The organism is Arthrobacter sp. 05N33_2 (assembly GCF_056397425.1).
The window spans coordinates 113,857-126,331 of record NZ_JBFTNJ010000005.1 but is presented as its reverse complement, the minus strand read 5'-3'; the positions used below and the strand labels follow the sequence as shown (position 1 = coordinate 126,331).

The 12,475-nt window shown below is 69.3% G+C and carries 10 protein-coding genes; 6 read left to right on the top strand and 4 right to left on the bottom strand.

Annotated elements, in window-relative coordinates:
- Positions 1-122: 122 nt before the first annotated feature.
- Positions 123-848, bottom strand: a complete 726-nt coding sequence (locus AC1DHX_RS05805; protein WP_476859114.1) for a hypothetical protein — start codon at positions 846-848, stop codon at positions 123-125.
- 53 nt (positions 849-901) lie between these two features.
- Positions 902-2,317, bottom strand: a complete 1,416-nt coding sequence (locus AC1DHX_RS05800; RefSeq protein ID WP_028278354.1) for an NAD(P)H-quinone dehydrogenase — start codon at positions 2,315-2,317, stop codon at positions 902-904.
- A gap of 108 nt (positions 2,318-2,425) precedes the next feature.
- On the opposite strand from AC1DHX_RS05800, the gene AC1DHX_RS05795 reads away from it, so the two are divergent.
- A complete protein-coding gene (locus AC1DHX_RS05795) occupies positions 2,426-3,244 on the top strand; it encodes a purine-nucleoside phosphorylase (RefSeq protein WP_028278355.1) in 819 nt (272 codons plus the stop codon).
- A 51-nt stretch (positions 3,245-3,295) separates the two neighbouring features.
- On the opposite strand, the gene AC1DHX_RS05790 is transcribed toward AC1DHX_RS05795, so the two are convergent.
- Positions 3,296-3,775 carry an RrF2 family transcriptional regulator gene (locus tag AC1DHX_RS05790; protein WP_028278356.1) on the bottom strand — a complete coding sequence of 160 codons (480 nt, stop codon included), beginning with the start codon at positions 3,773-3,775 and terminating at the stop codon, positions 3,296-3,298.
- Positions 3,776-3,902: 127 nt separating this feature from the next.
- On the opposite strand from AC1DHX_RS05790, the gene AC1DHX_RS05785 reads away from it, so the two are divergent.
- Positions 3,903-5,642, top strand: coding sequence for a phospho-sugar mutase (locus AC1DHX_RS05785; RefSeq protein ID WP_476899906.1), 1,740 nt, complete (start codon positions 3,903-3,905; stop codon positions 5,640-5,642).
- On the opposite strand, the gene nirD is transcribed toward AC1DHX_RS05785, so the two are convergent.
- Positions 5,639-6,019 carry a nitrite reductase small subunit NirD gene (nirD, locus tag AC1DHX_RS05780; protein ID WP_476859116.1) on the bottom strand — a complete coding sequence of 127 codons (381 nt, stop codon included), beginning with the start codon at positions 6,017-6,019 and terminating at the stop codon, positions 5,639-5,641. The two genes, AC1DHX_RS05785 and nirD, sit on opposite strands and share 4 nt — an antisense overlap.
- 256 nt (positions 6,020-6,275) lie before the next feature.
- On the opposite strand from nirD, the gene nirB reads away from it, so the two are divergent.
- From nirB to AC1DHX_RS05760, 4 genes are all read left to right on the top strand, one after another.
- The gene (gene nirB / locus AC1DHX_RS05775; protein WP_476899905.1) at positions 6,276-8,984 is read left to right on the top strand and encodes a nitrite reductase large subunit NirB; all 2,709 of its coding nucleotides are present in this window, start codon (positions 6,276-6,278) and stop codon (positions 8,982-8,984) included.
- A 2-nt stretch (positions 8,985-8,986) separates the two neighbouring features.
- A complete protein-coding gene (cobA, locus tag AC1DHX_RS05770) occupies positions 8,987-10,021 on the top strand; it encodes a uroporphyrinogen-III C-methyltransferase (RefSeq protein ID WP_476899904.1) in 1,035 nt (344 codons plus the stop codon).
- A 92-nt stretch (positions 10,022-10,113) separates the two neighbouring features.
- Entirely contained in the window at positions 10,114-11,268 is a 1,155-nt protein-coding gene (locus AC1DHX_RS05765; protein WP_476856642.1) for a uroporphyrinogen-III synthase, read from the top strand.
- Between the two features lie 242 nt (positions 11,269-11,510).
- Entirely contained in the window at positions 11,511-12,410 is a 900-nt protein-coding gene (locus tag AC1DHX_RS05760; RefSeq protein WP_476859118.1) for an FAD-dependent oxidoreductase, read from the top strand.
- Positions 12,411-12,475: the final 65 nt, after the last annotated feature.

Here is a 12,475-nt window from a genome sequence, read left to right as displayed (position 1 = left end):
GGACATGAATGCCTGTTGGGCGGCGAGAATTTACACTGCGTTCACCCGCGCATGTGTGCGGCGCAGGAGGCTAGACCCGGATCAGTGGACGCGGAACCTCAGGCGCCGGTCAACCGTCGTGCTTAATCTCCCGGCTCGAACACCGCGGTTCCCATCATCAGGATGCCTCGCCGGGGTATCCAGAAGTCCCCCAACCTGTCCTGGACTGGCAAGGCAGCGGGTTCTCCCAAGTCGCGTCCCTTGAGCACGGCCCGGCTGTCTGCGACGAACCACATGCGCCGAGGGTGGACGGCAAATCGTTGGCCGTTGGGGGCGAGGCCAGTCAGGCCCAGGTGGCCCGCCCCGAGGAGCGGTCCGGCAACGGCACCCATGGCGCGCAGGAACGCCCGGCTGCGCCACAGCCGGTCCGGAACGGCACCGGACACCACCGTCATGAATCTGGTGATCGTCGTGGAGCGCAGCGTGAGCTGCCAGTGCAGCGCAGCGCCGCCGTCGACGTCGACCGTGAAAGCGTGGCTGCCGCTCCACGTGAGGGAAATGCGGGAGGTTGACGCCGAATCGAGGGCGGCGCCGAAGTACCGGGGGCACGAGAGTCCTGGGGCCACGGTGCCATGCATTGACCATGCTCCGGCGGGGTCGCGGATCCAGACCGAGGTGTACCCCGGCCCGATCGATGACCCGGCGAAGCGCCGCAACGCCAGTACGTAGCCTGAACTGAACGGAACCCCGGTGACGCCGAACCCGGTGAAGGATTCTTCTTCCCCCGCGACGTCCCCCGCGGCGCCGTGCGCAGTAGAGCGCGCGGCGGCCCGCTCGGCGGCTTCAACCAGCGCCTGGGGACTCTGCATGGCATCAGCCTCCGGATTGCGGCGGGCCCGCTCTGTAACTCTACGTGCGCAATCTACATGTGGACGTGGAGCCGCCGGGCTGCTTCGGAGATGGAGCCGCTCAGGGACGGGTACACGGTGAAAGTGCTGGCGATGTCGTCGACGTGCAGCTTCTGGGTCACGGCGATCGAGATCGCGAAGATGAGCTCGGAGGCGTTCGGGCCCACCACCACCCCGCCGATCACGGTGCCGGAGCCCTTGCGGGCGAAGATTTTGATGAAACCGTCGCGGTGGTTGCGCATCTTGGCGCGGGCGTTGCTGCGCAGGGACAGCTTGATGACGTCGGCCTGGTACTTGCCCGAATCAATCTCGGCCTCGGAGACGCCCACGTTCGCAATCTCGGGCGAGGTGAAGATGTTGGATGCCACCTGGTGCAGCTTAAGGGGCATGACACTGTCGCCCAGGAAGTGCGCGATCGCGATCCGGCCCTGCATCGCGGCGACGGAGGCGAGCGCCAGCACGCCGGTGCAGTCGCCCGCGGCGTAGATGTTCGGCGCAGTGGTGCGCGAGACGCCGTCGACCTTGATGTGGCCGCTCTCGGTCAGCGCGACGCCGGCTTCCTCCAGGCCGATGCCGGCCGTGTTGGGGATGGAGCCGACGCAGACCAGGCAGTGGCTGCCGGTCACCTTCGAACCGTCGCCGAGGGTGACCACGACGCCGTCGTCCGTGCGCTCGACGGTCTCGGCGCGGGCGCGGGAGAGGACCTTAAGCCCGCGGCGTTCGAAGACGCCCTCGAGGACCTCGGCGGCGTCGGTGTCCGAGCCCGGCAGCACGCGGTCGCGGCTGGAAATCAGGGTGACCTTGGAACCCAGGCCGTTGTAGGCCGAGGCGAATTCCGCGCCCGTGACGCCGGAACCCACCACGATCAGCTCTTCGGGGAGCACGTCCATGTTGTAGATCTGGGCCCAGTTGAGGATGCGCTCACCGTCCGGGCGGGCCGTGGGCAGCTCGCGCGGGTGGGCGCCGACCGCCAGCAGGATGGTGTCTGCTTCCACCGTCTCGGTGCCGTTGGCGGTGAGGACCTCGATGGTGTGGTTGTCCAGCAGCCTGCCGGAACCGATCAGGATGCGGACGTTCTGGTGTTCCAGCCCGACTTGGATGTCCTCCGACTGCTTCCGCGCCAGCCGCAGCAGGCGGTCGTTGATGTGCTTGAGGTCCGCGCGCATCGTGGGGGTGCAGTCGCCGCCGTCGAGGTCGAATTTAACCCCGAGCTCGCCGGCCTCGCCGACGCGGGTCATCAGATCTGCCGTCGCGATCAGGGTTTTGGACGGAACGACGTCGGTCAGCACCGCCGAGCCGCCGAGGCCCGCACGCTCGATGATGGTGACCTGCGCCCCCAGCGAGGCGGCGACCATGGCGGCCTCGTAGCCGCCAGGCCCTCCGCCGAGAATTGCGATGCGGGGTGAGCTGAAGTCAGGATGCGTAGTCACAATCAACCATTGTCCACCATCTGAACCGGAGCCACCAAGAATCCGGGCCGCGCGCGGGTCCGGCCGTGCATGCTGGGCAGCGGGCCCCGGCCGCGATAACTTGTACCGGTGAGTACAACAGAATTCCTGAACACGGACCCTTTCGACGCCGCCCGCGCCGCCGCCGACTACATCGCTGCAGAGACGGGCGTCGACTCCCATGACGTCGCGCTGGTCCTCGGCTCGGGCTGGGGCGACGCCGCCGAGCTCATCGGCGAGACGACCGCCACCTTGTCCGCCGCCGAAATCCCCGGCTTCTCCGCACCGTCCGTGGTGGGGCACGTGGGCACCATCCGCTCGGTCCTGACCAAAGAGGGCAAGCGCGCCCTGGTACTGGGCGCACGCACGCACTACTACGAGGGCAAGGGCGTCCGAGCCGTGGTGCACGGGGTGCGCACCGCCGCCGCGGCCGGCTGCAAGACCCTCGTGCTGACCAACGGCTGCGGCGGGCTCAACGAGAACTGGACGCCCGGCACGCCGGTGCTCATCAGCGACCACATCAACCTCACCGCCACCTCTCCGTTGGAAGGGGCAACGTTCGTGGACCTGACGGACCTGTACTCCTCCCGGATCCGCGGGCTGGCCCGCGAGGTGGACCCGTCGCTGGACGAGGGCGTCTACGCCCAGTTCACCGGCCCGCACTATGAGACGCCCGCCGAGGTGCAGTACGCCAAGCGGATCGGCGCCGACCTGGTGGGCATGTCCACGGCGCTTGAGGCGATCGCCGGCCGTCACGCCGGCATGGAGGTCTTCGGCATCTCGCTGGTGACCAACCTCGCCGCCGGGATCAGCCCCGTGCCGCTCAGCCACGGGGAAGTCCTCGAGGCCGGCGAGGCCGCCGGCCCGCGGATTTCCAAGCTGCTGGCAGACATCATCGCCAAGCTCTGATCCTGGTTCTGGGCTAGGCCCCGCGACAGGTCCTGGGCCACCCGGCTGCGGCTATTCCGCGGCCAGGTAGTCCAGGACCTTTGCTTTATCCGCCGGGAACCGCCGCTCCATCGAGTCCGCGATCCCGGCGATGCTCTGGCGGGCCAGCGCCTGCCGCCAGGCGAGTTCGGCCTGGCGCATAGTCTGGGAAATCAGGCACGTCCGCGCGAAGTTCTCCTGCCGGTCCGGTTCCGGAACATTTCCGAGGATCGCCTCGCACCGGAACGCCGGGTCCTGGCCCTCCAGCGCCAGCACGATGTCCAGCACGGTGATATTTTCGGGCCGGCGCGCCAAGAGAAAGCCGCCGCGGGGACCCGACACCGAGTCCAGGACGCCGGCGCGGACCAGCGACTGAAACTGCTTGTTGAGATAGGCCGCCGGGAGTTTGTAGAACTCTGCCAGCCGGGCACTGTTCACCGGCTCACCGGGCGGTGTCCATGCCATGTTGACGCAACTGTGCACGGCCCATTCGACACCACGGCCCATCTTCATATTCCAGACGTTACGTGTCCGGAAATTTGAGTGTCAAGGTCCGGCGAAAGGCCTCGAGATGGAACTGAAACCCGAACTCCCGATTGTCTGGGCAGGAATCGCCCACGATTGGCGCTAGTTTGGTTCCATGACGTCTTCTGATGCCGAACTCGCCCGCCTCCTGAGCGATGCCCGCGATTGGGCAAGCCAGGACCCGGACCCCGCCACCGCCGCCGCACTCTCCGAACTCGTCCGCCGCGCCGACGGGGGCGTCGCCGCGGCCCGCCAGGAACTGGCCGACAGCTTCAGCGGCACCCTGCAGTTCGGCACCGCTGGACTGCGGGCAGCACTCGGCCCGGGTCCGAACCGGATGAACCGCGTGGTGGTCCGCCGCGCCGCCGCCGGCTTCACCGCCTTCCTCACCAACGCGGTCGGGCAGGCCTCCCCCGGCACCCGGCCGCGCGCCGTCGTCGGCTATGACGCCCGTTACAACTCCGACATTTTCGCCGAGGAAACAGCGGCGATCCTCACCGCGGCGGGGGTTGAGACCTYCCTGATGCCGGCCGCGCTGCCCACCCCGCTGCTCGCCTACGCGGTGCGGGCGCTGGACTGCGACGGCGGCGTCATGGTTACCGCCAGCCACAACCCGCCGCAGGACAACGGCTACAAGGTGTACCTCGGCCGTCACGCGGTGGAGGAAAGCGGCCGCGGCGCCCAGATCGTGGCACCCTACGATGCCCTGATAGCGGCGAAGATCGACGCCGTCGGCGCCCTGGACTCGATCGTCCTGGCCGCGGACGGGTGGACTGTGCTGGAGCCCTCGATTGCGGGCGACTACCAGCGCGCCGTCGCGGCTCTGGCGGTTCCTGAGCACTTCCCGGCCCGCGGGCTGAAGATCGTCCTGACCCCCATGCACGGGGTGGGCGGGGAAACGGCCGTGGCGGTGCTGAACGCCGCCGGATTCGACGACGTCACGCTCGTCACCGAACAGGCGCAGCCGGATCCGGACTTCCCCACGGTGAACTTCCCGAACCCGGAGGAGCCCGGGGCGCTGGATCTCGCCCTCGAGGCGGCGACGCGCGAGGACGCCGACATCGTGATCGCCAACGATCCCGACGCCGACCGGGCAGCGGTGGCGGCGAAGGATCCTGATACCGGCGCGTGGCGCATGCTGCGCGGCGACGAGGTAGGCGCATTGCTCGGTGCCCACGTCGTGGCGCGGCAGGCCGCCAGTGGCGAAGCACCGGCCGGCGTGTTCGCCAACTCGATCGTGTCCTCCCGGCTGCTGGCGCGGATCGCGGCCGCGGCAGGCTACGCGCACGAGGAAACCCTGACCGGTTTCAAGTGGATTGCCCGGGTGCCGGGGCTGGTCTACGGCTACGAGGAGGCGCTGGGCTATTGCGTTGCTCCGTCGCTGGTGCGCGACAAGGACGGCATTTCGGCTGCGGTCCTCATTGCCGAACTCGCGGCGGCCGCAAAGGCTGAGGGCAAGACGATCTTTGACACCCTGGACGAGCTCTACCTGGTGCACGGGCTGCACGCGAGCGACCAGCTCAGCATCCGGGTGGCGGACCTCGGCCTGCTGGACGCGATGATGAACCGGCTGCGCGTGAGCCCGCCGGAATCGTTTGGCGGCTCCGGCGTCGAGGCCGTCACGGACCTTGCCGAGGGCAGCGAACTCCTCCCGCCCACCGAGGGCCTGCTGTACCTGACCCGGGACCTCAGCCGTGTGATCATCCGTCCCAGCGGTACGGAACCGAAGCTCAAGTGCTACCTGGAAGTCATCCGCAGTGTCGGCTCGGCCGCCGAGCTTCCGGCAGCCCGGGACGAGGCCCGCACGGCCCTGGACGGCGTCCTTGCGGACGTCCGCGAGGCACTGGGCCTCTAGAGCTGCACCTCAATGTACCCGCCCACAATCCGGGTACCGAAGGTGGCGAGGCGGAGTTCCGGGCTGCCGAGGCATTCTCCGGTGCCGAGGTCGTAGACCTCCTTGTGCAACGGAGATGCCACCGTGGGCCGGTCCCCGCGGGATCCGGTGATGCCGCGTGCCATGACGTTCGCCCCGGTGGCCGGGTCCTCCTGCGCGACGGCGAAAACCTCACCGGACAGGGTGCGGAACACGGCCACCTGGCGGCCCGCAATCAGTGCCGCCTCGCCCCAGGCGGGTTCCAGGTCCGCCACGGCGCACACCCGGTGCCAGCCGGCTGCGGCTTCAGTAATTTGGTCCTCAACGTCGTGTACGGCGGTTTCAAGTACGGCGGTCATCCCGGCCCCTCTCTGATACATCCCTTACGGGCTCAACCGCTGCTGCGGCCACATATTCAAGCTAGGCGCGCGGTGTTTCATCCGGACGCGCCGGATGTGTCCGGCGCGTAAAAGAGAGCTCACACGGCGGGAAATGCATTCGTGATGCAGAAGTTAAGATCACGAAACATAAGGGAAACTGAAGCGAAATTCCGGTTGCCTAGTCTGGGACGACAAGCTGCAGAGCACCGTCTGCGGCCCATGCGAAAGGCCCACCGTGACCGGACACCCCTCAAGCCACCCGAACCAGGGCGCAACCAGCGCCGCCCCGCGCCGTATTGTGGTGGCCGGCGGCGGCCCCGCAGCGCACCGGTTCGCCGATGCCATGCACGCCCGCGGACTCGATGGCTGGCACGTTACCGTCCTCACCGAGGAAGCCCACCTCCCCTATGACCGCGTCGCGCTGAGCAAGGCACTCACCGACAGCGACGTCGACCTCACCCTGGGCAGCGCTTCCATGTGGGACCACACGGCCCTGAACCTCAAGACCGGCGAGCGCGTCACCAGCATCGACGCCGCCGGCAAGACCGTCCGGACCGCGGCGGGAACCATTTATCCCTATGACGAGCTGGTGGTCGCGACGGGCTCGGACGCTGCCCGCCTGCCCATCCCGGGCGCCGAACTCACCCATGTGTACCGCACCCTTGAGGACGTCTGGTCCATCAACAAGGCCATCGCGGACCTCACCGCGAAGCTGGGCCGGAAGGTCAACGCGGTCACGATCGGCGGCGGTCTGCTGGGCCTGGAATCAGCCGCCGGCACCGAACAGCTCGGCGCCACCCCGATCGTCATCAACGGCTCGCCGTGGCTCATGAACACCCAGCTGGACGAGGGTGCCGGCCAGGCGCTCGGCCGGCTGATCGAGGCCAAGGGCTTCACCGTCCACGGCGGGGTGTTCCCCTCCGAGGTTATCTCCGACGACGACGGCCAGGTCACCGGCGTCCTCATGGCCGACGGCCGGATCATCGACGCCGACATCGTGATCGTCGCGATCGGCGTGCGGCCCCGAGACGAACTGTTCCGGGCGGCGGATGGCCCGGATGGGCAAAAGGGACCGCAGCAGTTCCAGCTCGGCCAGCGCGGCGGCGTCGTCATCTCCGACGACTGCTCCACGGAGGTTCCCGGCATCTGGGCGATCGGCGAGGTCGCCAACTTCGGCGGCATGTGCCTGGGCCTCGTGGCCCCGGCCAACACGATGGCCGAAATCGTCGCGGACCGGCTGCACGGCGGCGACGCGACCTTCCCCGGCTTCGACACCGCCACCAAGCTCAAGCTCTCCGGCGTCGACGTCGCCAGCTTCGGTGACGCCTTCGCCCGAACGGAACACGCGCTCGAGATCGTCTACGCCGACCCCGCCCGCGGCGTCTACCAGAAGATCGTCACCACCGACGATGCCAAGACCCTGCTCGGCGGCATCTTCGTCGGCGACGCCTCGCCCTACACCTCCCTGCGCCCCATGCTGGGCCGCGAACTGGCCGCCGAACCCGGCGCCTACCTCACCGCGGCCGGCGGCGGCGACGCCGGGGACGGAGTCTTGGAGATCCAACTGCCGGATGACGCGATCCTGTGTTCCTGCAACAACGTCTCGGCCGGAACCATCCGTGACACCGTCAACGGCTGCGGGAGCTGCGACGGCAACGCGCCGGTCCGGGAACTCGGCGAGCTCAAGGGCTGCACCCGCGCCGGCACCAGCTGCGGTTCCTGCGTGCCGATGCTCAAGAAGCTGCTCGAAACCGAACTGACCAAGTCCGGCGTCGAAGTCTCCAAGGCCCTGTGCGAACACATCGAGCTCTCCCGCCAGGAACTCTTCGACGCCATCCGGGTCCTGGAGCTGACCTCCTTCGAGGAGATCATGGCCAAGTACGGCACCGGCGCCGGCTGCGATATCTGCAAGCCGACCATCGCCAACATCCTCGCCAGCCAGAACAGCGCCTACGTCCTGGACGCCGGCCGCGGCACCCTGCAGGACACCAACGACCGCGCCCTGGCCAACATGCAAAAGGACGGCACCTACTCGGTGGTCCCGCGGATCGCCGGCGGCGAGATCACCCCGAAGAAACTCGGCGTGATCGCCGCGGTCGCCGAGCAGTACGGCCTCTACACCAAGATCACCGGCGGGCAGCGGATCGACATGTTCGGTGCCCGGCTGGAGCAGCTGCCCGAAATCTGGAAGGTGCTGGTCGATGCCGGCTTCGAATCCGGCCAGGCCTACGGCAAGAGCCTGCGCACGGTGAAGTCCTGCGTCGGCTCCACCTGGTGCCGCTTCGGGGTCCAGGATTCGGTGGCCATGGCCATCGCGCTCGAGCTGCGCTACCGCGGTCTCCGCAGCCCGCACAAGCTGAAGATGGGCGTCTCCGGCTGCGCCCGCGAATGTGCGGAGGCCCGGGGCAAGGACGTCGGCGTCATCGCCACCGCCGACGGCTGGAACCTGTACGTCGGCGGCAACGGCGGCGCCACTCCGGCGCACGCCCAGCTGCTGGCCAAGGACCTCGACGACGAAACCCTGWTCAGGTACATCGACCGCTACTTCATGTACTACATCCGCACGGCCGACCGGCTGCAGCGCACCGCGCGCTGGCAGGAAGAACTCGACGGCGGCATCAAGCACGTCGAGGACGTGGTGGTCCACGACACCCTGGGCATTGCCGAGGACCTCGAAGCCGCCATGGCCAAGCACGTTGACACCTACGTCGACGAATGGGCCGACACCCTGAAGGATCCCGAGCGCCTCCGCCGCTTCCGCTCCTTCGTCAACGCCCCGGACCAGAAAGACGATTCGATCACCTTCGTCTCCGACGAGCGCGGCCAGATGCGCCCCGCGACAGCGGAGGAGAAGGCGCGGGCCGGGCAGCAGCCGGTCCTGATCGGGGCTTCCATTCCGGTCCGAGCCACCACCCCGGGACTGCCTGACGAGAACGAGGTATAGCCATGCAGCTCACCATTGACCTCACCGGACGCGAAGTCCTGGTCACGGGCGCGGACCACGCCGCCCGTCAGGCCGCGCGGCGCTAYGAGGCGGCCGGCGCCGTCGTGTTCCGCCTCAGCACCCCGCAGGGCGMMGGCATKGACGGCCCGCTGCCYGARCGCCCGTTCCTSGTSGCGGCGRTCGACGACGRCCAGCCGGGCTGGGAGGCCCTCCTCGGCCGGTGCCGTGCCACCGGCATTCCGGTGGCGGCCGAGCCCCCGGCCGGCCCGGCGGGCCACGTCACGCTGGTCGGCGGCGGACCCGGGACCACCGAGCTGCTCACCGTCGCCGCCGTCGCCGCGCTGCGCGACGCCGACGTCGTCTTCTACGACCGGCTCGCCCCGTACCAGGACCTGCCGTCCCTGACCTCGGCAGAGCTAGTGGATGTGGGCAAGAAGCCCGGCCACCACAAGGTCAGCCAGGCAGACATCGAAAAGCTCATGGTGGAAAGCGCGCTGGCCGGCAACAATGTGGTCCGCCTCAAAGGCGGGGACCCCTATGTGTTCGGCCGCGGCGGCGAGGAAGTCGCGTCCTGCGTCGCGGCCGGGGTTCCGGTCCGCGTCATCTCCGGAGTCACCAGCGCCATCTCGGTTCCGGCCGCCGCCGGCATCCCGGTCACGCACCGCGAAGTCAGCCACATGTTCACGGTTGTTTCAGGCCATGCCCCGCTGACCGAGAACGAACTGACCCACCTTGCCGGGCTCGGCGGAACCATCGTGGTCCTGATGGGCATCGGCACCCTGCACCACCTCGCGGCCGGACTCCGCCGGGCCGGGATGCGGGCCGACATGCCGATGGCGGTGGTCGAACGCGGCTACCGCCCCGGCCAGCGCACCACGATCGCCGAGCTGGGCACCATCACCTCCGCAGCCGCGGGCTGCAGCAACCCCGCCGTCCTGGTGATCGGGGACGTTGTCCGGGTGGCCGAAGCCAACCGGGGCTGTGCCGATGCCACGGCAGAGCTCGACCGTCTGGCCGCATCACTGATGGAGGCGTAAGGATTCCCATGAGCGCACTGAACGCCGTCGCCGCAGCCCTCCCGGAGCCCGGCGCACCACTGTCCCCCTTGAACCCCGCCCTCGCCTCCGCACTGACCGCCGGCGCGACCGCCGGCGCCCCCGCGCCCGAACCCGCCGAGGACGCGACCGACCGGGACCTTCCCCTGGACGGCTTCCGGATCGGCGTCACCTCGCACCGCCGTTCGCAGGACCTCATCGAGGCCCTGGAACGCCGCGGTGCCGAGGTGCTTCACGCCCCGGCACTGAAGATCGCCCCGGTCCGGGAGGACCAGAGCCTGATCGAGGACACCCGGGCGATCATCGCCGCCCGGCCCGATCTTTGCATCGCGACCACCGCCTACGGCATGCGCCGCTGGTGCGAGGCCGCGGACACGTTTGGCATTGGCGACCAGCTGCTGGAGACCCTCTCCGCCACCCGGATGTTCGTCCGCGGGCCCAAAGCCCGCGGCGCCGTGCGCGCCGCCGGGCTCGCCGACGTCGGAATCAGCAGCGACGAAACCACGTCCACGCTCGTGGACATGCTCCTGGCCGAGGGTGTGCGCGGCAAGACAGTCGCGGTGCAGCTGCACGGCTACACCGATGTCCGCCAGCTCGAGCGCCTGCGCATGTCCGGCGCCACCGTCCTGACGGTCACCCCGTACCGCTGGGTCAAGCCCGACGGCGCCGACCGGCTGCCCAAGCTGATCGAAGCCGCGTGCAGCGGCAACCTGGATGTCCTGACGTTCACCAGCGCGCCCGCCGTGGACGCGATGTGGAGCACGGCGCACGAGATGGGCGTCTACAAACAGCTCGTGGAGAGCCTGAAGACCACTGTGGCGACCGCCGTCGTCGGGCCCATCACCGCGCAGCCGCTGCTCGATGCCGGGCTGCATCCGCTGATCCCGGAACGGTTCCGGATGGGCGCCCTGATCCGGCTGGTCTGCGAGCACCTGGCACTCAACCACGTCCGCCGGCTCGACACCGTTTCCGGCAGGGTGGAGCTGCGCGGCCGGTCGCTGCGCATCAACGGCGAGCCGGTCGAGATGGCGCCCGCACCGCTGTTGCTGCTGCGCGCGCTCATCGGCGCCGGCGGGGCAGTGCTGTCCCGCGAGGCACTCTCGGACCTGCTGGAGCTGCGCGGTTCCGTGCATGCCCTGGACATGACCGTCAGCCGGCTGCGGTCCGCGCTGCCGGACACCCGGCTGGTGGAAACCGTGGTGAAACGCGGCTACCGGATCAGGGTCTAACCCAACGCGGGGTCACATAGCGCCCATCCCACCGCTATCTATAGGCGCTAAGTGACCCCGCGTTGGTTTGCTGCCGGCCTTCGCGGGGTGTGACCCACGGCATTACCGGCCGGTAAATACTGGCGAACGGGCAGGGCAGAAGCGGCAACACCGGGGAAACACCCCGGAAAAATCGGACGCCTACGCTGGGGTTCATCAAGCACACCGGCCACACGATGGCCACCCAGCGAAAGGGCCAGCATATGTCCGCTCCGGCAATGTCTCCCATCTCCACTTCCTCCCTGACAGGCGCTTCGGCTGCCCCCGCCACCACGGCCGCCCGGCCCAGGATCGTCATCGCCGGCGCCGGCCGGGCCGCCCAGGCGCTCGTCCGGCAGCTCACCCGGACCCCGTTCGCCGGCGCCATCACGGTCCTCAGCAACCGGGACGACGCACCCGAGGACTTGCTGGAGCTCGCCGTCCTGCCCCAGGTATCCGTCCGCTTCGGCCAGCCGGCCAGCTACATCGACGCGGAAAACCGCCGCGTGACCACCGCCGACGGCATGGAGTTCGACTACGACGAGCTCGTCATCGCCACCGGTTCCGCTCCCGCCGAGGCTCCGGTGGAAGGTGCCGCCCGCTGCCTGAGCTATTCCACGATCGACGACGCCGCCGGGCTGGGCGAGGCCGTCAAGGACGTCACCCGGGTCCTGGGCCGCCGCCCCCTCGGCATCCTGGTCGGCACGGGTTCGGCCGCCGGCCAGGCCGAGGCCGTGCTCCGGTCCCGCGGCGTCCGCCCGGTCCGCACCACCGTCCGTCCCGCCGCCGTCGTTCCCACCGCCGCCGGGTCCGCCCTGCCGGCGTCGGGCATCGTCTTCGAGGACGGCTCCAGCATGAACGGTGACCTCGTGATCCTCGCCGAGGAGCGCATCGCCCGCGACGAGCTGGCCGCCACGGCCGGGCTCGCGACCGCTGCCGGYGGCGGGATCGTCATCGGCCAGGACTTTCGCACCTCCGTGCCGGGCATCTGGGCGATCGGTGACGCGGCAGCCTACGACGGCGTCCGGCTGGGGCTGCTCGTGGCCTCCGGTTCCGCGGCGTCGGTGTGCGCTTCCCAGTTGCTTCAGGCCACCATGGGCCGGGCCCTGGCGGCCGCCGCCTGACGTGCCGGGGAGGCCCGGCCGGGGGCATCCGCCGGGCACATTCCTATGGCAAGATGGTTCCCTGA

Excerpts from the sequence above, each read along its gene's own strand:
- AC1DHX_RS05790 (WP_028278356.1), bottom strand. The coding sequence starts at position 3,775 with ATGAAGATGGGCCGTGGTGTCGAATGGGCCGTGCACAGTTGCGTCAAC.
- AC1DHX_RS05805 (WP_476859114.1), bottom strand. The coding sequence starts at position 848 with ATGCAGAGTCCCCAGGCGCTGGTTGAAGCCGCCGAGCGGGCCGCCGCG.
- nirD (WP_476859116.1), bottom strand. The coding sequence starts at position 6,019 with ATGACCGCCGTACTTGAAACCGCCGTACACGACGTTGAGGACCAAATT.